General features: G+C 72.6%; 21 protein-coding genes and 1 pseudogene. 7 read left to right on the top strand and 15 right to left on the bottom strand.

Annotated features, from left to right (window positions below; translation table 11 throughout):
• Window positions 1–16: 16 nt before the first annotated feature.
• Window positions 17–1,549 (top strand): SDR family oxidoreductase, encoded by a 1,533-nt coding sequence (locus OG965_RS06905; protein ID WP_371650203.1) that lies wholly within the window; start codon window positions 17–19, stop codon window positions 1,547–1,549.
• Between the two features lie 12 nt (window positions 1,550–1,561).
• On the opposite strand, the gene OG965_RS06900 is transcribed toward OG965_RS06905, so the two are convergent.
• The 7 genes from OG965_RS06900 to OG965_RS06870 all read right to left on the bottom strand — a co-directional run bounded on the left by OG965_RS06900 (window position 1,562) and on the right by OG965_RS06870 (window position 7,448).
• Window positions 1,562–2,116, bottom strand: coding sequence for a DUF2165 domain-containing protein (locus OG965_RS06900; protein WP_371650201.1), 555 nt, complete (start codon window positions 2,114–2,116; stop codon window positions 1,562–1,564).
• Between the two features lie 48 nt (window positions 2,117–2,164).
• Window positions 2,165–2,668 carry a hypothetical protein gene (locus tag OG965_RS06895; RefSeq protein ID WP_371650199.1) on the bottom strand — a complete coding sequence of 168 codons (504 nt, stop codon included), beginning with the start codon at window positions 2,666–2,668 and terminating at the stop codon, window positions 2,165–2,167.
• A gap of 138 nt (window positions 2,669–2,806) precedes the next feature.
• Window positions 2,807–3,304, bottom strand: coding sequence for a peptidylprolyl isomerase (locus OG965_RS06890; RefSeq protein WP_371650197.1), 498 nt, complete (start codon window positions 3,302–3,304; stop codon window positions 2,807–2,809).
• 59 nt (window positions 3,305–3,363) lie between these two features.
• Window positions 3,364–3,666 carry a hypothetical protein gene (locus OG965_RS06885; RefSeq protein WP_371650194.1) on the bottom strand — a complete coding sequence of 101 codons (303 nt, stop codon included), beginning with the start codon at window positions 3,664–3,666 and terminating at the stop codon, window positions 3,364–3,366.
• 103 nt (window positions 3,667–3,769) lie between these two features.
• A complete protein-coding gene (locus OG965_RS06880) occupies window positions 3,770–6,022 on the bottom strand; it encodes a tetratricopeptide repeat protein (protein WP_371650192.1) in 2,253 nt (750 codons plus the stop codon).
• The gene (locus OG965_RS06875; RefSeq protein WP_371650190.1) at window positions 6,022–6,705 is read right to left on the bottom strand and encodes a hypothetical protein; all 684 of its coding nucleotides are present in this window, start codon (window positions 6,703–6,705) and stop codon (window positions 6,022–6,024) included. Before OG965_RS06875 ends, OG965_RS06880 begins: the two co-directional genes overlap by 1 nt.
• Before the next feature lie 74 nt (window positions 6,706–6,779).
• Window positions 6,780–7,448: a hypothetical protein gene (locus tag OG965_RS06870; protein WP_371650188.1), complete on the bottom strand. Its 669-nt coding sequence runs from the start codon at window positions 7,446–7,448 to the stop codon at window positions 6,780–6,782.
• Window positions 7,449–7,748: 300 nt separating this feature from the next.
• Here OG965_RS06870 and OG965_RS06865 point away from each other — a divergent pair, with 300 nt between their 5' ends.
• Entirely contained in the window at window positions 7,749–8,507 is a 759-nt protein-coding gene (locus OG965_RS06865; RefSeq protein WP_371650186.1) for a trypsin-like serine protease, read from the top strand.
• Between the two features lie 7 nt (window positions 8,508–8,514).
• On the opposite strand, the gene OG965_RS06860 is transcribed toward OG965_RS06865, so the two are convergent.
• From OG965_RS06860 to OG965_RS06840, 5 genes and pseudogenes are all read right to left on the bottom strand, one after another.
• Window positions 8,515–9,153 carry a maleylpyruvate isomerase N-terminal domain-containing protein gene (locus tag OG965_RS06860; RefSeq protein WP_371650185.1) on the bottom strand — a complete coding sequence of 213 codons (639 nt, stop codon included), beginning with the start codon at window positions 9,151–9,153 and terminating at the stop codon, window positions 8,515–8,517.
• A 25-nt stretch (window positions 9,154–9,178) separates the two neighbouring features.
• Window positions 9,179–10,417, bottom strand: coding sequence for a cytochrome P450 (locus OG965_RS06855; protein WP_371650183.1), 1,239 nt, complete (start codon window positions 10,415–10,417; stop codon window positions 9,179–9,181).
• The gene (locus OG965_RS06850; protein ID WP_371650182.1) at window positions 10,414–11,019 is read right to left on the bottom strand and encodes a cupin domain-containing protein; all 606 of its coding nucleotides are present in this window, start codon (window positions 11,017–11,019) and stop codon (window positions 10,414–10,416) included. The genes OG965_RS06855 and OG965_RS06850 overlap by 4 nt, the downstream gene beginning before the upstream one ends.
• Before the next feature lie 35 nt (window positions 11,020–11,054).
• Entirely contained in the window at window positions 11,055–12,251 is a 1,197-nt protein-coding gene (locus tag OG965_RS06845) for a cytochrome P450 (RefSeq protein ID WP_371656865.1), read from the bottom strand.
• 129 nt (window positions 12,252–12,380) lie between these two features.
• Window positions 12,381–13,442 (bottom strand): annotated as a pseudogene (locus OG965_RS06840) (type III polyketide synthase); the annotation flags it as partial.
• 221 nt (window positions 13,443–13,663) lie between these two features.
• On the opposite strand from OG965_RS06840, the gene OG965_RS06835 reads away from it, so the two are divergent.
• The 4 genes from OG965_RS06835 (at window position 13,664) to OG965_RS06820 (ending at window position 17,052) form a co-directional block, all read left to right on the top strand.
• Window positions 13,664–14,455, top strand: coding sequence for an SDR family NAD(P)-dependent oxidoreductase (locus OG965_RS06835; RefSeq protein ID WP_371650180.1), 792 nt, complete (start codon window positions 13,664–13,666; stop codon window positions 14,453–14,455).
• 22 nt (window positions 14,456–14,477) lie between these two features.
• Window positions 14,478–14,864, top strand: a complete 387-nt coding sequence (locus OG965_RS06830; protein WP_371650178.1) for a signal peptidase I — start codon at window positions 14,478–14,480, stop codon at window positions 14,862–14,864.
• A 167-nt stretch (window positions 14,865–15,031) separates the two neighbouring features.
• Window positions 15,032–15,841 (top strand): MerR family transcriptional regulator, encoded by an 810-nt coding sequence (locus OG965_RS06825; RefSeq protein WP_371650176.1) that lies wholly within the window; start codon window positions 15,032–15,034, stop codon window positions 15,839–15,841.
• Window positions 15,838–17,052 carry a glycosyltransferase gene (locus OG965_RS06820; protein ID WP_371650174.1) on the top strand — a complete coding sequence of 405 codons (1,215 nt, stop codon included), beginning with the start codon at window positions 15,838–15,840 and terminating at the stop codon, window positions 17,050–17,052. Before OG965_RS06825 ends, OG965_RS06820 begins: the two co-directional genes overlap by 4 nt.
• A gap of 47 nt (window positions 17,053–17,099) precedes the next feature.
• Here the strand turns inward: OG965_RS06820 and OG965_RS06815 are convergent, their stop codons facing one another.
• Window positions 17,100–17,663: a PadR family transcriptional regulator gene (locus tag OG965_RS06815; protein WP_371650172.1), complete on the bottom strand. Its 564-nt coding sequence runs from the start codon at window positions 17,661–17,663 to the stop codon at window positions 17,100–17,102.
• 193 nt (window positions 17,664–17,856) lie between these two features.
• On the opposite strand from OG965_RS06815, the gene OG965_RS06810 reads away from it, so the two are divergent.
• On the top strand, window positions 17,857–18,594 hold the full coding sequence (locus OG965_RS06810) for a 2OG-Fe(II) oxygenase (RefSeq protein ID WP_371650169.1): 738 nt from the start codon (window positions 17,857–17,859) through the stop codon (window positions 18,592–18,594).
• Between the two features lie 57 nt (window positions 18,595–18,651).
• Here the strand turns inward: OG965_RS06810 and OG965_RS06805 are convergent, their stop codons facing one another.
• Both OG965_RS06805 and OG965_RS06800 read right to left on the bottom strand, forming a co-directional pair.
• Complete coding sequence (locus tag OG965_RS06805) at window positions 18,652–19,473, bottom strand: VOC family protein (protein ID WP_371650167.1); 822 nt, start codon at window positions 19,471–19,473, stop codon at window positions 18,652–18,654.
• A 202-nt stretch (window positions 19,474–19,675) separates the two neighbouring features.
• Window positions 19,676–20,002 (bottom strand): plasmid stabilization protein, encoded by a 327-nt coding sequence (locus OG965_RS06800; protein WP_371650165.1) that lies wholly within the window; start codon window positions 20,000–20,002, stop codon window positions 19,676–19,678.
• Window positions 20,003–20,009: the final 7 nt, after the last annotated feature.

Raw genomic sequence — 20,009 nt, 5'->3', positions numbered from 1 at the left:
GGGAGATCGTTGCTCGATGGCACGGCGAGCCGCGGAGGCGGGTATGAAGAGCGACGGCACCCCGGAACTCGTCCTGGTGACCGGCGCGACCGGCTACATCGGCGGCCGACTGGTGCCCGAGCTCCTCGACGCGAACTACCGGGTGCGCTGTCTGGCCCGTACGCCGCGCAAGCTGCGCGACCACCCGTGGGCCGGGCGTGTGGAGACCGTGCGCGGCGATGTGACGGACGCGGAGTCGGTCGGGGCGGCGCTGCGGGGCGTGGACGTGGCGTACTACCTGGTGCACTCGCTCGGCGCCGGGCCGGGCTTCGAGGAGACCGACCGCTCGGCCGCCCGGATCTTCGCCGAGCAGGCGGCGGCGGCCGGGGTCCGGCGGATCGTCTACCTCGGCGGCCTCACACCCGTGGGCGTGCCGCAGGAGGACCTGTCCCCGCATCTGCGCTCCCGCGCCGAGGTCGGCCGGATCCTCCTCGACTCGGCCGTGCCGACGACCGTGCTGCGCGCCGCCGTCATCATCGGCTCCGGATCGGCCTCGTTCGAAATACTGCGGCATCTGACCGAGCGGCTACCGGTGATGATCACCCCGAGCTGGCTGTCCAATCGGATCCAGCCGATCGCCGTACGGGATGTGCTGCGGTATCTCGTCGGCAGTGCCCGGATGCCCGCCGACGTCAACCGGACGTTCGACATCGGCGGCCCCGAGGCGTTCACGTACGAGCAGATGATGCGGCGGTACGCGGCCGTGGCGGGGCTGCCGCACCGGCTGATCCTGAAGGTGCCGATGCTGCCGCCACGGCCGTCGAGCCACTGGATCGGCATGGTCACCCCGGTCCCCAGGGCGCTAGCGCGACCGCTCGCGGAGTCGCTGCGCCATGAAGTGGTCTGCCACGAGCACGACATCGCGCGCCATGTGCCCGACCCGCCCGGCACGCCGATCGGCTTCGACGAGGCGATCGAGCTCGCCCTGCGCCGGATCAAGGAGGCCAACGTGGCCACCCGCTGGTCCTCGGCCGCGCTCCCCGGCGCCCCCAGCGACCCGCTGCCCACCGACCCCGACTGGGCGGGCGGCAGCCTCTACACCGACCGCCGCGAGCGCGTCGTGGACGCGTCGCCGGAGGCGCTGTGGCAGGTCATCGAGGGCATTGGAGGGGAGAACGGCTGGTACTCCTTCCCGCTGGCCTGGGCCGTGCGCGGCTGGCTGGACCGGCTCACCGGCGGGGTGGGACTGCGCCGGGGCCGCCGGGACGCCGCACGGCTGAGGGTGGGGGACTCGCTGGACTTCTGGCGTGTGGAGGAGATCACCCGGCCGCATCTGCTGCGCCTGCGCGCCGAGATGCGGCTGCCGGGGCTCGCCTGGCTGGAGATGTACGCGGAGCGCGAGCCCGACGGCCGCACCCGCTACCACCAGCGCGCCCTGTTCCATCCGCACGGGCTGCTCGGGCACGCGTACTGGTGGAGCGTGTCGCCGTTCCACGCCGTGGTGTTCGGAGGGATGGCGCGGAACATCACGCGGGCGGCGGCGCGGGTGGAGCGGGGAGCGGCGGGCTGACGGCCCGCCGGGTCAGCCGCCGCCCCGCTCCTCGACCCCGGGAAGGTGGACGATGAGCAGGGTGAACGCGGCCAGCATGAAGTCGCGCATCGCCGCGTCCAGGCCGTTCCACGCCTTGGACTGCCACATCGCGAACCACTCGCCCCCGATGGCGATGAACCCGGCGCCGAAGAGCAGCAGCACCATCAGCAGCCCCGCCGTGCTCAGCCGCCGCGCCCGGGCGAAGCCACCGCCACCCCGCAGCGCCCGCGCCCACCCGACGCCCGCCGCGACGAGCACCAGCGCGGCGACCGTCTCCCAGGCGATGATCAGGACGTACGCGATGTCCTGGAGCGTCGTCGACCCGACGGCCCGCCACATGAGGTCCGGGTCCTTGAACGTCGTGTCCATGGCCAGGACATGGCGGACGAAGGCGCGGTTGGTGTCGAAGTCGGTGATGTTCCCGAACGCCACAAGTGCCATGTAGAGCGCGACGGTTGAGGTGAGCAGGGCGGCGGCGAGGGGCAGTACGGGGAGCGCGCCCGCGCGTCGGCGCAGCGAGGACCTGGACCGGGGCCTTGGATTCATGCCGGACTCTCCCCGGCGGGGCGGCCGGTGAAACCAGCGGCCCGGGGATCAGGCGGTGGCGGGTGGGTCCGCGATCGCGGTGATCATGAGGTCGCCCGGCCGGACGGTGTACGCGACGTCCGCGGTGGTGCCGTCGCCCCACTTCTGGGTGACGACGACGTTCGCCCCGTCCGCACCGGAGGAGGTGAACGTCCACGTGGAGGGGACGTTCGGGGCGCGGAACACCGGGTCCTGGCCGGTGTGCGCGGCCGCCCACGCGTCGAGCGCCTGGTTCAGCTCCTTGGTGAGGAACCTGGTCCGCACCTCGGCCGGGGTCGCGTCCTCGGTCGTGCCGAGGCGCGCGTTGCGGTAGGCGATGAAGAACGCCTCGACCTGGTCCTGTGCGGCGAGGACGGGCGCGGGCGCTGCCGCGGTCACCGGGGTGGGCACGGGGACGGGGTCGGCGGCGACGGGCCCGGCGCCCAGAAGGCCGAGCAGCGCCGCGGCCGCCGCGACACCGGCGGTGTGGGCGCGCGTACGACCGGCGGTGTGGACGCGCGTACGAATGATCATGCCGTCGAGTCAAACACCGATCACGCGGGACCGGGATCGCCCACTCGGGTGGCGCGGGCCGCGCCGGGCGCCGAGGGGCTCACGCAGGACGTGTGCCCCTCGGACCGCCGTCGGCGGACAGCAGACGGAAGGGGACCGTCAGAGCTGGCCGGACGAGGCGATGGTGATCTTCGCCTTGGTCTTGCCGCTCTGCGAGCCGAGGCCCTCGATCTTCTTCACGAGCTTCATGCTGTCCTCGTCCGCGACCTCGCCGAAGACGACGTGCTTGCCGTCCAGCCAGCCGGTCACGATGGTGGTGACGAAGAACTGCGAGCCGTTGCTGTTCGGGCCGGCGTTGGCCATGGACAGCAGGCCCGGCCGGTCGTGCTTGAGCTTGAAGTTCTCGTCGGCGAACTTCTCGCCGTAGATGCTCTTGCCGCCGGTGCCGTCGCCCCGGGTGAAGTCGCCGCCCTGGAGCATGAACTCGGGGATCACACGGTGGAAGGAGGAGCCGGCGAAGCCGAAGCCCTTCTCGCCCGTGGCGAGCGCGCGGAAGTTCTCCGCCGTCTTGGGAACCACGTCGTCGAACAGGTTGAAGTTGATCCGCCCGGCGGGCTCGTCGTTGATGGTGATGTCGAAGTAGACCTTGGTCGTCATGCCCCCATCCTGACATCCCGTCCGGCAAACCCGCTCTTCGGGCACCCTTTGCGTCCGCGTCAGCCGTCGGGGTTGGCTTCCCAGCAGGTGAGCTCCATCTCGTCGAGGTACGCCTCGTGGGTCTTGCCGGTCAGATGCGCGTTCGACTCGATACCGACCGCCGTCCACCCCGCCATGCTCATGATGAGCACCCGCAGCCCGTCGGAGCCGTACTTCGCCAGCACCGCGTCGGCCGCCCGCAGCGCCTCCTCGGGCACCCGCTCCGCCGGTTCGAGGCCGACGACCGTCCTCAGCAGGTCGATGGTGACGCGGGTGATGTCCGGCGCGATGGCCCGTAACCGCCGCTCCTCGTCCTTGTCCACACGCCCCTCCTCGCTGGTGCACAGCGGAACGATAGGGCCATTCCCAGCGAGCCGGACGGACAAGCCAACTCACCGGGCAGGCAGTTGGATTGAGCCGCCCTTGTCAGCGGGGCGGCAGCCCGAGCGCCCTCAGCCGCCGGTCGGCCGCGTCGGCCGCCACGGCCTCTCCCGCCTCCCGGTGGAGACGGGCGGAGTCCGCCAGCACCAGGCCGTACGGCTGCGCGTAGGCCGCCGCGTCCTGGCCGTGCAGCCGCTCGTAGGCGTCGACCGCCAGCGCGCAGGCCGCGAGCGCGTCCGGGTTGTCGGGGCGCGTCCGGTCGTACAGCCCGCCCGCGAGGCGGTGCAGCGCGTCCGCCGCCGTGCGCAGCCGCTCCACCGGGGTCCGCTCGTCCTCGACGGCGAGCCGCAGCCAGTGCAGACAGCCGTCGAGGTCGTCGTGGTCGTTCATGGCCACCTGCGCGATCCGCAGCACCGCCTCGATGTGACCGGCCCGGGCGGCGGCGGTCCACCAGCGCTCGGCCCCCGCCCGGTCGCCCTTCTCGTCCAGGAGGCAGGCCAGTTGGTACGCGGAGAGCGCCTCGCCCGAGTCGGCGGCGGTGCCGAGCGTGTAGCTGAACCCCTCCTCGCTGATCCGGGAGCCGGTGAAATCCTCCGGGTCGCCGAGCCGCCCGGCGGCCAGCCGCCACCAGTGCTCGGCCTCGTCGGTGCGGTCGGCCCGGGCCAGGAGCACGCCGAAGTAGTAGGCGCCCCGGCTGTTGCCCCGCTCGGCGGACTCGCGCCACCAGCGCTCGGCCTCCTTGAGGTCCCCGGCCTCGTGCCGCAGGAAGCCGAGGTGGACCGCGGCCTCGGTGTTGCCCTCCCGGGCCGCGCGGGCCCACAGCTCCTCCGCCTCGGCGGTGCGCCCCTGCCGGTTGAGCAGGACCGCGAGGTTCTGTGCCGCGTTGGGCTGCCCGTTGTCGGCGGCGAGTCTCCACAGCGTCTCGGCCTGGGCGGTGTCACCCCGTCCGGCGAGGAGCGCGCCGAGTCCGTCGGCCGCTGTCCAGTCGCCCTCGTCCATGGCCCGCCGGTACCACCGCTCGGCCTCGGCCGCCTCGCCGCGCTGGAGCGCCACCATGCCCAGGTTGTTGAAGGACACCGCGACGCGGCGCTCGGCCGCGACCCCGTACCAGTGCTCCGCGCCCGCGAGGTCGCCCTGCTCGTGCAGCAGCTGGCCCAATGCGAAGGCGGCCTGGCCGCTGCCCGCCTCGGCCGCGGCCCGGTAGGCGTCCGCCGCCTCGCGCACCCGGCCTGCCGCCCGGTGCCGGTCGCCCGCCTCGCGTTGGCGCAGGCTTTCGCGGGGCTCCAGATCCGGGGCGGGCCGCGCGGGGCCGCGCATGACGCCGGCGCCGTCGGCCGCGATATGGGCGGCGACCTCGAAGCGCTGCTTCGAGGGGTCCTGTCCGGGCTCGCCGTCCGGGGCGGACGGGTCCCAGTGGTCCGGGAAGAGTTCGTGCGCGGGCGTGCTGGTTCGGCCGCCGCCCGGATGGTAGGCCGACATACCGGTCGTGGCGGTGACGGTCAGGTCCCAGCTCGGGGTGTGCGTACGGCCGTCGCACGCGATCTCGGCCTCCAGCCGCCAGTGCACCCAGGCGCCGGACTCGGTGACGGGGGCCAGGACCAGGGTGGCGCTCTCGCCCCCGGGGACGGTCAGCGGGAGCGACGGCGCGTCCTCGCCGACAGGGCGCACGGTTGCCGGCCCGTCGTCGAGCCGGACCTCGAAGTCCGGCCGCTTCAGCGGCTCGAACGCGTCCACCGAGCGCTGGATCGACTCCAGCAGGTCGGGGCTGTACACCATGTCCGGCACCCGGCGGTGGGCCATGCTGATGCCGTCCGCGACGATCGAGGCGTGCTGGGTGGCCCGGGCCTCCAGGCGTACCAGAGTGACGTCGCACGGCCCGTCGGCGGTCAGCGAGAACACCAGGTTGTGGCCGGTGAGCGGGATGTGCACCGCCTCGGAGCCGGTCCCCGAACCGGGCGGTCCGATCACCGCGAGGTGGCTGCGCGTCGTCACCTTGAGGGTGTACGGCACGTTGTCGGGAAGCCCGTTAGTGAGCACTCCTCGGACGGGCCGCTGCATCGCGTACATCGCCGAGCCGCTCTCGTCGGGGGCGGGCCGGGCGGGCCGGGCGGGCGTGGCCGGGAGCTTCGGTGGCGCGGTCCGCCGCAGGGCCAGAGCTCCCGAGATGACGGACACCGCGACGACGGCCGCCCACGCGGGCCAGGCGTGGGTTCCGCCCGCGAGCAGGACCGCGCCGCCCAGGACGAGCGGGACAAGGGTGGTGAGGGCCGCGCCGCGCAGCGCGGGTGCCGACGCCATCAGCGGGCCGGACGGGCGTGGCGGGCGGCGGTCCGGAACGGGCGGCCGCCGAGGTCCACCCGGACGCTCCCGGTCCGGCCCCCGCAGGACCAGTCGAGCCACAGCACCCACTCGACGTCCCCGGCCTCGGTCCTGACCTCCAGGTCCAGCACCTCCACCTCGTCCTGGCCGACTTGGTAGGGGAAGTCGCTGCTGGAAAGCGGACGTACGCGCGGCGGCCGTGCGTCGAGCAGCACCTCGAACCGCCGCAGCGGGACCTCCGCCGCGTGCCGGGAGAGGTCCCCGGAGCGGTCCGCCCGCGCGATCACCTCGACGCGCAGGTCCGTGAGCACCACGGGAAGGGGTCCGGCCCCGGTCGCGACCAGCCGGACCGTGTGCCCGCTCGCCGGGATCTCGACGGTCCGGCCACCGTCGTCGAGGACCACCAGGTCCTGGTTCCTGATCCGCGTCGAGACGAGGACCGGGATCGTGGTGCCTGAGTCCTGCCGGCCCCGGCGCCGCGCCAGCCGGTCGCTGAACTGCCGGGGCAGGTCCTGGCTCAGATACGCGGCGGCGGCCGCGGCCGCCACTCCGCCGGACCACGACAGGGCTCCGCCCGGGGCCCAGAGCAGGACCGCGCCCACCGCGGCCGCGCCCGCGCCACCTATCAGCCAGGCACGGCCGCGCGCCCCACGTATCGCCATCGCACCCCGTCCCGGACCGTCCATACGGATTCGCCCGCACAAGGTATCCGTGGAGCGGACACCTTGTCAGACGCTCAGTGATTCAACTCGGCCTTGACGTCCGTGACTTGGGGGCCGGAGTCCTTGGCGGGAATGCTCCAGCGGTCGGAGGACTCCGTTCCGTCCGTGTAGATCAGCCTGCCGCCCCCGGCCTGGGCGGGGGTGAGGTCGAAGACCTTGGCGCGCAGCTGGTGGGCGCCGGGCTCGATGGCGCCGGAGTGCTGGTACTTGCCGAGGGCGACCCGGGCGGCGTTGCCCGCGCCCTCCGCGATGAGCGTGCCGTTCGGCGCGATCCAGTGCCAGCCGCCGCCCTTGGCGAGCGCGGTCTCGGCGGCCGGGTTGGCGCTGAGCGACTTCTCGTCCATGGTCACGACGGCGAACGTGCCGTACTTCGAGCTCTGCCCGCCCGCGTCCTTGAGGTACACGACGGTCATCGGCGTGATCTCCAGGATGCCCACGGTGTTGGCGCCCACCGTCCGCGACGGCTCGCCCAGCGCCTGCGCGACCGTGCCGGACGTGGGGTCGCTGCCGGCGCCGCCGCCGGGCGCGTCGGTGGGCGCGGTCGTGGGCGGCTGCGTGCTGGGCGCCTGGGTGGTGGGTGCCTGGCCGGACGGCGACTTGGCGCCGGAGTCGTTCTGGCAGGCCGTCAGTGAGAGGCAGGCGACGGCGGTGGCGGTAGCGGCGGCGAGCAGGGTCTTGCGCATGGATTCCCCCCGGAGGTCTGGTACGCACGGGGACCGTACCGCCACACAACGGACTCCAGGGGCGCGGTCACCGAATCGGGACGAAGGGGGACCGAGCCGGTGAAGAAGTCCGCGCGGGCGGGACCCGCGGCACCCGTCCCAGTTCCGTGTTCCAGGAAACGGTGTTCGTGCAGGTCAGGGCGGTAGGAACGTTCCAGCGTCCCCAACTCGCCGTGGGAGCTGGCAGGTGGGACGGGTGGGCGGCGAGTGTGTGGTCGCGGGGTCGGTCGGCCCCGCTTCCTCCCTGACGAATGCGAGAACATGATGTCGAAGAAGACGAGCCGGGCCGTTGTGGGTGCGGTCGTGGCCGCCGCCGGGCTGGTGGCGGCGGGCGCCGTTCCGGCCTCCGCCGTGCACGGAGGGAAGACCGTGAGCGGTTCGCCGTCGTTCGCGGTGGTGCTGGAGAACCCCGACGGGTCGCAGTGGTGCGGTGGCACGCTGATCGCCCCGGACAAGGTCCTGACCGCGGGGCACTGTCTGATGAACGCGGCGGACCCCAAGTCGCTGCTCGTGGTCGGTGGCCGGTCCGACCTGTCCTCCACGGGCGGACAGGTGCGCCATATCGCCAAGTTCAAGGTCGCCCCCGATTTCAACTGGAACCTGGATCACGACGCGGCCGTCATCACCCTGGACAAGCCCCTCCCGTACAAGCCGCTGCCGCTCGCGAAGAAGACGGACACCGCGCTGTACCGCAACGGCCGTACGGCCACCGTGTACGGGTGGGGCATGACCGGCCCCGGTGTCCTCGGCGGCAAGCTCAAGCAGGCCACGCTCACGCTCGCCCCGCAGGACTCCTGCGCCCCGTTCACCGACCCCGGCGACACGCGCGACCTCCGGGTCTGCGGACTGCCGCGCACCGGCACCACCGACAGCATCTGCTCCGGGGACTCGGGCGGCCCGCTGGTCGCGGACGGCAAGCTGATCGGCATCGTCTCGACCGGCAACAAGTACTGCGACACCCAGTACCCGCTCTCCGTGTTCACCAAGGTCAGCGCGGTGGCCCCGGAGCTCGGGCTGTAGGGGGGCCTCAGAACGCGGCGATCGTGCGGGGCGCCCGCTCCGCACGGCTCAGCGCCCGTAGGACCGCCGCCTGGCCGTGGCGCCGCACGGCCAGGCGCGAGAGCAGATCGACGACGGTCTCGACGGCGCTCGGCGCGAGCCGCGGCGGGGCGATGCCCGCGCTCACCGCCAAGTCGTCGCCGTGCACCGCGATTTCCATCATCCGAGTGGTCAGGAAGTCGTCGAGCAGCAGTGACCACGGGCCCCAGAGCGGGATGCGGACCGGCCGGTTCTCCGCCGAGGCCAGCGTGTCCGCGAGTTCGGTGACGGCCGCGTCCACCCGGTCCGCGAGCGCCTCGGGCCCGTCGGCGGCCGTGCTCTCGCCGCCCTGCCGGATCCGTACGTTGATCTCGTCGTCGAGTCCCGCCCCGATCCACTCCACCCGCTCGTAGTGCCCGAGCAGCGGGACCGTGGGTTCGGGCGGTACGGGTGCGGCCAGCGCGGGCGGGATCGACAGGACCTGGTAGGCGAGATGGCCCGCCAGACCGCCCACGCTGAATTCCGCGAGCGCGCTCGGCCCCGGCCACGCGGCGGCGACCGCCGGGTCGCGCAGCAGGTCCGGGACCGAGCCCGCCAGGGCGAGGAAGTCGTGCCGGAGAGAGGTCATCCCCGTACGATCCCGCCCCCGTTCCTCACCAGGCAAGCGGCAGCGTCTCCGGGCCCCGGTTGATCGAGCCCCGGCGCCACCGCACCTGCTCCGGCTCGATCGCCAGCCGCAGCTCCGGGGCCATGCGCAGCAGCGTGGACAGGATCACCTCCGACTCCATCCGGGTCACCGCCGCCCCGAGGCAGTAGTGCGCGCCGTGCCCGAAGGAGAGGTTGGGGGACTCGTCGCGGGTCAACTCGAAGCGGTCCGGGTCGGTGAAGACCTCCGGGTCGCGGTTGGCGGCCAGATAGGAGACGTACACGGCCTCCCCGGCACGGATGAGCACATCGCCCACCTCGACGTCCTCGGTGGCGATCCGGGGCAGCCCCACGCCGTTGCGCTGCGGGATGAACCGCAGCAACTCCTCGATGGCGGTGGGCAGCAGCTCCGGGTCCGCCCGCAGCCGCGCCAGCTGCTCGGGGTGCGTGAGCAGCGTGTACACCATCGTGGAGCACTGGTTGCGGACCTGGTCGAGGGCGTTGAGGACGATCATCACGGCCAGCGAGATCAGCTCGGGACGGCTGAGCGCGCCCTCGGCCTGCGCCAGGGACAGCTCGCTGAACAGGTCGTCGCCCGGGTGGTCGAGGCGATGGTCCGCGAGCGTCCTGAAGTACCCGGCGATCTCGGCCTTGACCGCGTTGCTCTCCTCCAGGGAGTGGTCGCTGGAGAGGATGACGCCCCGCCAGGCCTGGAGTCGGCCGAGGTCGGACTCCGGCACCCCGAGCAGCTTCCCGATCACCTGCTCCGGCATCGGGCCGGTCACGCACTCGGTGAGGTCGGCGGGCGGGCCCTGCGCCAGCATCTCCCCGACCAGCCGCTCCGCGATCGCCTCCGCCTCCACCTTGAGCACCGCGACCCGCTTGCGGTTGAAGGTCTGCGCGAGGAGCCGCCGAAGCCGCGTGTGGTCGGGCGGGTCGGTGCGGCCGATGCCTCCGGCGGGGGCCACGACGTGCGGGGTCATGCTGGTCACCGGCCGGTCGACGGTCAGCGCCCGGCTGAACCGCGAGTCCGAGGTGACCTCCTTGATGTCCTGGTACCGGGTCACCAGCCAGGCGTGCCCGTCCCCGAACCGCATCCGCACCAGCGCGACCGGCTCCTCGCGCAGCAGCCGGTGCAGCAGCGGGTCGAACTCCAGCGCCTCCAGGTGCTCCACCGGCCAGAAGTGCTCGGTGGCCTCGCCGGAGGTGCGGCGGCGCAGCTCGTCGACACGTACGTCCTCGCTCATGACGTGACCCGCGCATTCGCCGTCGGAGCCGCTGCGTCCGCCGTCGGGGCCTGTACGGGAGGCGAGTGCCGCAGCGGGGTGAGCTGCTCGATGTCGTACCGCACACGCAGCTCCTGCACCGCCGCCGGGTCGATCCCGCCCCCGCTGTTGAGCAGTTCGAGCAGCTCCTCGAAGTACCGCTCGTGGTCCGGGGGAGGGGCGGCCTGGAACAGCATCCTGGCAGGGCGGCCGGTCGGGTTGGCGAAGGCGTGCGGGCAGCCGGGCGGCACCAGGATCATCGTCCCCGCCGTCGCCCGGAGGTGGCGCCGGCCGGAGGGCGACTCCCACTCCCGCCAGTCGTCGAGGGTACGGACCTTCGGCTCGAAGGCCATCACGTCCAGCTCGCCCTCCAGCAGGTAGAACAGCTCCTCGCTGCGGCTGTGGGCGTGCGCGCCGACGTCGAAGCCGGGCGGCACCACCACCTCGAAGGTGGAGGCGACGGTCGAGTGCGCGCCGGTGACCTTGAAGGTCACCTGCTGGGCGGCGGTCCTGACGGTCCGGCCGCCGCCGGGCGGGATCACCAGGCCGTCGGTCGGGCGGGTGTACGGGTCGACGTCGTCCACGGCTCTCTCCTCTCGGTACGGGTCCTGACGCTCCGTCACCACTGCACCGGCAGTTCCCTGGGCCCGCGGATCAGCGCCCCGCGCTCCCACACCAGCTCGTCCTCCGGCACGGCGAGCCGCAGGCCGGGGAAGCGGTCCCACAGCGAGCGCAGCAGGATCTCGGACTCCATCCGGGCCAGCGTGGCGCCGGGGCAGTAGTGCGGGCCGTGTCCGAAGGCGACGTGCGGGTTGTGGGTCCGGTCGAAGTCGAGCTGCTCCGGGTCGGCGAAGACCTGCGGGTCGCGGTTGGCCGTCAGATACGAGACGTAGACGGGGTCGCCCGCCGGGATCAGCACCCCGCCCACCTCGACGTCCTCCAGGGCGATCCGCGACAGGCCCACGGCGTTGCGGTGCGGGATGTAGCGCAGCAACTCCTCCACGGCCTGCGGGACGAGCTCCGGCTCGGCGCGCAGCCGGGCCAGGTGCCCGGGTCGGGTGAGCAGTGCGTACACCATGTTCGCGCTGTTGTTGCGCACGGCGTGTGCGCCGCCGATCTGGATCAGCACGGCGAGCCCGACGGCCTCGTCCTGGTCGAGCACCTCGTTCTCCAGGGCGCCCGCCAGCACACCCGCCAGATCCTCCTCGGGCTCCGCCCTGCGCCGCTCGATGAGATCGCGGAAATATTCGGCCATCTCCGCCTTGGCCCGCTCGCTGGCCTCGCGGCCGCGCGCGGCGGAGATGATGGTGTCCGACCAGTGCGCCATCCTGGACTGGTCCTCGTCCGGCACCCCCATCAGCGCGCACACCATGGCGAGCGGGAAGGGCCGGTTGAGGTGGGCCATGAGGTCGAGCGGCCCGCCCCGGCCCTCCATCCGGTCGAGGAGGCGGTCCACCACCCGCTGGGCGTGTTCGTGGAGCCGGCGCATCGACCGGGCGGTGAAGGCGCTGGCGACCACGCGCCGCATCCGGGTGTGGTCCGGCGGGTCGGCGAACCCGACGGCCCCGTCCATCGGGATGAAGTGCGGGGCCAGCCTGGTGACCTGGCGTCCCATCACGGCCTGACGGCTGAAGCGGGGGTCCACGGAGACGAACCGCACGTCGTCGTAGCGGGTCGCCAGCCAGGCGTGGCCCTCGCCGTTGGGCAGCTTCACCCGGGCGACCGGCTCCTCGTGCAGCAGCCGCGCGAGCAGCGGGTCGAAGGCGAGGCCGGGCAGGTCCGGCGGCGCCCAGAAGTGGATCTGCGGTTCGGCCATGGCGTTCTCGCCTCCTGGCTGGGGGGTGCGGGGACAGGCGGCCGAGTCCGGCACGACGACCGCTTTCGGTACGACCGCCTTCGGTGCGGCGGCCTTCGGCACGGCCGATTCCTTCGGCGCCGCGGCCTTCTTCGGTACGGCCGGGACGGCGGTCCAGTGTCCGAGGGCCACCTCGGCGGTGATGCCCGGGCCGAACCCGGCGATCAGGCCCTTGGCCTGGTGCTCCACACCGCCCTCGTCGAACAGCCGCCCGAGCGCGTCGAGGACGACGGCGCTGGCGATGTTCCCGTACTCGGTGAGCGTGGCGCGGCTGAACCGGAACGCCTCCGGCGGCACGCCGAGGTACTTGCAGAGGTCGTCCAGGATGCGCGGCCCGCCCGCGTGGACGATGTAGAAGTCCAGGGTGGAGGCGTTCCAGCCATGCTGGTCGGCGAGTCGGCTGAGGACGGGTGCCAGCGCCTCCATCGTGCCGGGGACCCGCTTGTCGAGCAGGAAGTGGAATCCGGTCTCGCGCACCGCGTACGCGATCCAGTCCTCGGTCTGCGGTACGAGGTACGAGCCGTTGCGCTCCAGTCGGATGCCGGTGCCGCCCGAGCCCCGGACGACCGCCGCGGCCACCGCGTCGCCGAACAGCCCGTTGGACAGCAGCGTGCCGACGCCCAGGTCGGTCGGCTGATAGCTCAGCGAGCAGAACTCGCAGGCCACGATCAGTACGTTGGCCTCGGGATAGGCGGTGCAGAAGTCGTGCGCGCGGTTGATCGCGCTGCCGCCCGCCGCGCAGCCGAGCTGGGCGATCGGGATCTGGCGGGTCTCTGGCCGAAAACCCATGCTGTTGATCAACCAGGCCGTCAGGGACGGCATCATGAACCCCGTGCACGACACATAGACGATCAGATCGATGTCGCGCGGCGACAACTCGGCGGTCTCCAGCGCCTGCCGCACCACCTGCGGCACCCGCGCCTTGGCCTCCGCCTCGTACAGCTTGTTCCGCACTTCGAAGCCCGGATGCCGCAGGGTGTCCTCAAGCGGCTGGACGACGTGCCGTTTGGCCACTCCGGTGTTCTCGATCAGGCGCAGCGCGAGCGCGAGCTGGGGATGGTCGGCGTGAACGGTGCGCACCAGGTCGAGAGTCTGCTCTGACGTGATCACGTGCTCGGGCACGGCGACGGCAGGTCGGCACAAGACAGCCATGGGCGGAACATCCTGAGGGGGTAGACGGCGCCCGGTCTCGTGACGGGGGACGGGCGGGCTGCCGGACAGCCGTGTTGGATCATTCCAGGCCCATGGGGGAAGACTTCTCAGATCCATCTGAAAGTACACAAAAGTGTCATACGAGTGGCGAGTGTGACGCCGGACTGCCAGGAGTCGGGGCGTACGAGGGCCATGCGAGGGCCATACGAAGGGGAGTGGGCATGTCGTCGGCGTTACTGGACGGTCGGGTGGCTCTGGTCACGGGTGCGAGCCGGGGGATCGGTGCCGCCGTGGCCCGGGCGCTGGGGGCGCACGGGGCGGCGGTGGCCGTGAACTACCTGCGCAGTGCCGACGCCGCCGCGGGCGTGGTCGCCGACATCGAGAAGTCCGGCGGCCGGGCCGTGGCGGTGGCGGGAGACATGAGCGACCTGGAACAGGTACGGGCCGTGGTGGCGGCGAGCACGGCGGCGCTGGGCGCGCCGGACGTGCTGGTCTGCAACGTCATGGTCGGCACCGAGGCCGTCGCCGCCAGGGCGGGTGCGGCCGGGAGCTTCATCGACACCCCGGAGGGCATCGCCTCGGTCCGGGACGCGGTCGCCTCCCAACTGGACGCCACGCTCGCCTGCTGCCACGCCGTCGTCCCCGCGATGCGGCGCCAAGGCGGCGGCTCGATCGTCCTGATCGGCGCCTCCGCCACGCACAACCCCTATCCCGTCCCCGTCGAGATCACGGCGGCCAAGAGCGCCCAGGACGCGGTCGGTCGGGCGCTGGCACGGGAGTTGGCCCCCGACAACATCCGCGTGAACACGGTCGCCCCCGGCTTCGTCCCCACCGACGCCAACGCGGGCCCGCACCAGGCGTCCTTGATCGCCCATGTCGCCGCCGGCACACCGCTGCCCGAGCCGATCCGGGCGGAGGATGTGGCCGATGCGGTCGTGGTGCTGGCCAGCGACCTGTCGAGGAAGGTCACGGGCACGTTCCTGCCACTGGACGGCGGCCGCACGCTCATCTGAGGCGGCGGTTAGGGTCGACACCATGAACGACGACGTGGACGCCCTTCCCGCCGACGAGGTGTACGTGGGCAACGCGGGCAAGGACGCCGCGCTCGACCGGGGTTGGCTGCTCGGGCACTTCAAGGACGCCGGGGATCCACGGCACAGCGACGCCGTCGAGATCAAGTGGGGCGTCCACCCCCGTGGCGACGAGCGGGCGCGGTGGGTGACCGGCGAGGAGCGCACGGCGCTGCTCGTCCTGATCAGCGGCCGCTTCCGGGTGGAACTTCCGGGCCGCACCGTGACGTTGGCGGAGCAGGGCGACTACGTCGTGTGGGGCAAAGGGGTGGACCACTCCTGGCACGCGGAGGAGGAGTCCGTCGTCCTGACCGTCCGCTGGCCCTCGGTTCCGGGCTACCGGGTGCCCTGAGCGCGCTCGGTCTCCGGGGCGCCGCTCTCGGGGCGTACCGCGTCGAGGTGCTCGGCGACCCGCATCTCCGGGCGGCCGTGACCTGCCCGTGCGCATCGCGTCGCATGATCGGCTTGACCCTCACGCCACGTGAGGCGGCACGCTGCGGCACGACGAAAGGCACCGTGATGAGTTACTCCGTCGGCCAGGTCTCGGGGTTCGCCGGGATCACCGTGCGCACCCTGCACCACTACGACACGGCGGGGCTGCTCACCCCCAGTGAGCGCAGCCCCGCGGGCTACCGGCTCTACAGCGACACCGACCTCGCACGGCTCCAGCAGATCCTCTTCTACCGGGAGCTCGGGTTCTCCCTCGACGAGATCGGCACGATCCTGGAGGACCCGGAGGCCAACGCCCTGGACCAACTGCGCGCCCGGCACCGGCGGCTGAGCGAGCAGATCGGCAAGCTCCAGCGGATGATGGAGGTTGCCGAGCGGGCCATGGCCGTGCAGGAAACGGGCGTCCGGCTCACTCCGCAGGAGCGGTTCGAGGTCTTCGGGGAGGTCGCGTTCGACCTCAGTTACGCCACCGAGGCGCAGCTCAGGTGGCAGGACAGCGAGGGCTACCGCCAGTCCATGGCCAGCGCTGCCGCGCACACCAAGGACGACTGGGCCCGCATCATGGCCGAGGCCGCCGCCTGGCGCGAGGACCTGCTGAAGGCCTTCGACGGCCGCGAGCCTGCCGACGGTGAGACGGTCATGGACCTGGCCGAGGAGCACCGCGCCCACATCGGCCGCTGGTTCACGCCCTGCCCGCCCGAGACGCACCGCCGCATCGGCGACGACTTCGCCGGTGACCCGCGCGCCTTCGCGCTGGTCGTGCCCCCGTCGCAGCAACGGCCCGGCCTGGCCGCCTACTTGCGTACCGCGATCGAGGCCAATGCGGCACGTCATGCCGGTAGTGCCGGTAGTACCGAAGCCACCGAAGGGCAGTCATGAAGATTCTGATCACCGCGGCGGGGTCGTACGGTGACATCGCCCCGTACACCGGCCTCGGCGCCCGGCTCCGGCTCGAAGGGCACGAAGTGGCCCTCGCCGCGCCCGACCCCTTCGCCACGCTGGTGAAGGACGCCGGACTGGAGTTCCGGCCGCTGCCCGCAGACCCCCGGACGCAGGCCGCGCCCGGCGCCGGCAAGCGGGCCCTGATGCGGGCGGCGAGCGTGTCCGTCGGGGAGATGGCGGGCGGCCTGGTGGACGTGGTGGCCCAGGACACCGACCTGATGCTGCTCTCCACGACCACGGCCCCGCTGGGCTGGCACATCGGCGAGGCGACGGGGATACCCCGCCTCGGCGTGTATCTCCAACCGACACACCCCACCCGGGAGTTCGCGCCGGTGGTCGGGGGTGCGAGGTCGCTCGGGCCGTGGGGCAACCGCGCGGCGGGGCGGTTCTCCCTGCGGATGGTCGACCGGATCTTCGCGGGCGCGGTCGCGGACCTGCGGGCGCGCCTCGGCCTTCCGCCCGCCACGCCCGGCGAAGCCCGCGGCAGGCAGGAGGCCGCGGCCTGGCCCGTACTGCACGGCTACAGCCCCGCCGTGGTGCCGCAGCCCGGGGACTGGCGCAAGGGCCTGGAAACGGTGGGCAACTGGTGGCCGCACCTCGATCCGGAGTCCCAACTTCCGTCACTGCTTGAGGACTTCCTCCAAGCGGGACCGCCGCCCGTCTTCATCGGCTTCGGCAGCATGGCGGCGGGCGAGGGGGAGCGCCTGGGTGCCATCGCCGTGGAGGCCCTGCGCCGCGCGGGACTCCGTGGCATCCTCCAGACCGGCCGGGCCGGCCTCTGTGCCTGCGGCGACGACGTGCTCACCATCGGCGAAGTGCCGCACGCCCTGCTCTTCCCGCAGGTCGCGGCCGTGGTGCACCACGCGGGAGCGGGCACCACGGCGGCGGGGCTGCGCGCGGGCAAGCCCGCGGTGCCGGTGCCGGTGACCGCCGACCAGCCGTTCTGGGCCGCCCGGCTGGCCGCGCTCGGTGCGGCCCCGCACCCGGTCCCGTTCAGGCGACTGACCGCCGCGCGCCTCGCGGACGCCCTGGACCGAGCCGTACGCGACCCGGCCCACACCCGCGCCGCCGCCGCGCTCTCGCGTCGCATGGCGACGGAGGACGGGGCGGGGGCGGTGGCTCGGGCGGTCGCGCGCGTGGCGGGGTGAGGGCGGGGGGTGCCTACTCGTGGCCCCCAATTGTCAGAGGCCCAAGGTCACTTGGTCACGGCCGCACGCCGGTCCAGGATCGCGAGGGTCCGTTCCGCCCAGCGGATGTTCTCCTCCTCGAACGCGCGGCCCCTCATCAGGGTCAGATAGGGACCGACGCGTTCGGCGAGGGCCAGGTACTCGTCCTCGGTGCGCCCGTCGAGCAGGCGGTCCCGCAGCCGTTCGTAGCGGGCCAGCTTGGCCCGGGCCCACTCCAGCCGCTCCGCGACCGCGCCCCGTACGGCTTCGGCGTCGCCCGCGTCCACGGCCTGCACCTTGACCAGGAGTTCGTCGCGGATCGCGCTGGGGCGGGGAGGCTCGGCGGTGAAGGAGTACAGGGCCGCGCAGCCCGCGTCGGTGAGCGAGAACAGACGCTTGTTGGGCCTGCGTTCCTGATGCACGAGCCGCGCCTCGACCAGCCCCTCGGACTCCATCCGCTCCAGCTCCCGGTAGAGCTGCTGCGGGGTCGCCATCCAGAAGTTGGCGACGGACGCGTCGAATCCCTTGGCCAGGTCGTACCCGGAAGCCTCGCCCTCCAGGAGCGCGGCGAGAACGGCGTTGCGCAGTGCCATCGCGCCAATTTATCACTTTCTTCACTAGGCAATTAGGTGAATAATCGACACGTTTGAGATCGGTCGAGATCGAGTGATGCGTGGACCGGGACGGAGACCGGGGCGCGGTCCTCGCCGCGCGCCCCGGACGCGGCCGCACCGTGGCGTCCGGATCCCGCCAGCAACCCCTGTCGCGAAGCGCCACCCTCGCACTATGAACACGAACGACGCCACGCGTCCGGCGGGCCGCCCGGCCGACCGTGTCGCGGCGGTGGCCTGGCCCGCGCTGGCCGAAGAACTCGACGAGCACGGCAGCGCGCCCACCGGCCCGCTGCTCACCCCGGACGAGTGCCACGAGATCGCCGCGCTCTACGACGAGGGCGAGCACTTCCGTACGACCGTCGACATGGCCCGGCACCGCTTCGGCTCCGGCCAGTACCGCTACTTCACCCACGACCTGCCCGACGTGGTCGCCGACCTGCGCGCCGCGTTCTATCCACGCCTGCTGCCCATCGCGCGCGAGTGGGCCGCGAAGCTGGGACGTCCGGCGCCGTGGCCCGACACGCTGGGGGAGTGGCTGCGGATGTGCCATGACGCCGGGCAGGCCAAGTCCGCCCAGATCCTTCTGCGTTACGGACCCGGCGACTGGAACGCCCTGCACCGCGACGTGTTCGGCGAGGCCGTCTTCCCGCTCCAGGTCGTCATCGGCCTGAACGCACCCGGAACCGACTTCACCGGCGGGGAGTTCCTCATGACCGAGCAGCGGCCCCGCGCACAGTCGAGGGGGTCGGCCGCCACCCTGCCGCAGGGCCACGGGCTCGTCTTCACCATGCGCGACCGGCCCGTGCGCTCACAGCGAGGCTGGTCGGCGGGCCCCATGCGGCACGGGGTGAGCACGGTCCGCTCCGGTCGACGGCACACCCTGGGGCTCGTCTTCCACGACGCGCAGTGACGCCGGTGATGCCGGTGATCCCGGCGTCTGCCGTACCCGGGCCGACCGGGCGCCCGGTCACGCCTTCCGCTGCGCCACCGCGCGCGTGTTGACGGTGAATGTGGCGCCGTCGGGGTCGCGGATGGTCGCCCAGGGGCCGTTGGCGGCCGTGCCCTGGGCGATGACCATGCCGCCGTGGGCGCGGGCGGTGGCCGTCTTGGCGGGGACGTCCGTGGTGACGAAGTGGACTTCCCAGTGCGGCCGGATGGTGGGGTCCGGCGCCGCTTCCAGGGCGCCGGAGCCGAGGCGCGCCACGATGTGGCCGCCGTGCCGCAGGACGACCTCCTCGGCCTCGTACTGGACGTCGCAGCAGCCAGGCCGTTCGTCCGCCCAGTCGAGGACCTCGCCGTAGAAGATCGCTGCCTCGAAGGCGTTACGGGTGCGCAGCCGCAGCCAGGCCGGCTCGCGGTCGCGCCAGGACTCCCAGTCGTCGACGAGCTTGCCCTGCCAGATGCCGAAGACCGCGCCGTCCCGGTCGGCGGCGAGCGCGCCGCGCCCCGTCTGGAACGCGACCGGGCCCACGGCGACCGTGGCGCTCCGCTCGCGGATGCGCGAGGCGGTCTTGTCGGCGTCCTCGACCGCGAAGTACGGCGTCCAGGCCACGGCCACCTGGAGCGCGGGCGCCAGGGCTCCTATCCCGGCCACGGGCTCGCCGCCGTCGAGCGCCACCCGGAACTGTTCGCCGAGCCGCCCGGTGCGGAACGTCCAGCCGAAGACGGCCCCGTAGAAGTCGAGCGCGGGCTCCAGCTCGCGCGCCATGAGGCTCACCCAGCACGGTGCCCCGAGCACCGCCGCACTCGACGAGGCCTTGCGGTCCGGAACCGTGGTTGTCCTGTCCATCGCTGATGCCGTTCGCTAGCGCTTGGCGGCTTCCTGCGTCACCATTTTCCCGCAAAACGGGCACCCCGCACCCAGCCGCTTGGGTGGTGGGTCGTTACACAGTGTAGTGGCTACGCTGCGTATGGTGTCGCTCACCGTATCGGAGGCGGTATCCGGCCGCCGGAGGGGCCCGGGCCGTCCGGCCGCCGTCCCGCCCGACGGCTCACTTGCCGTCGAGAGCCCGCTTGAGCTGGGCCTTGTTCATGTCGGAGCGGCCGTGGACGTTGCGGCGCCGGGCCTCGGCGTAGAGCTGGTCGTACGTCGGTCCCTGGGAGCCGCTGTGCGAGCGCCGGCCGCCGCGCTTGGACGACGACATGTCCTGCGTGGAGCTCTTGCCGGCGGTCTTGGACTCACCGGAGCGGGCGCGCTCCTTGTTGACGGTCCTGGCGGCGATCTCCTTCGCCCGCTTGGTGCTCTCGCCGCGCTCTTCGGCGCTCTCCTTGATGTGCTCGTACTGACGTTCCCGCTTCGGGCTGGATCCACGGGGCATGACGACT

It is taken from the genome of Streptomyces sp. NBC_00224, assembly GCF_041435195.1.
Taxonomy (GTDB): Bacteria; Actinomycetota; Actinomycetes; order Streptomycetales; family Streptomycetaceae; genus Streptomyces.
This window is presented reverse-complemented; position numbering and strand designations above follow the sequence as displayed.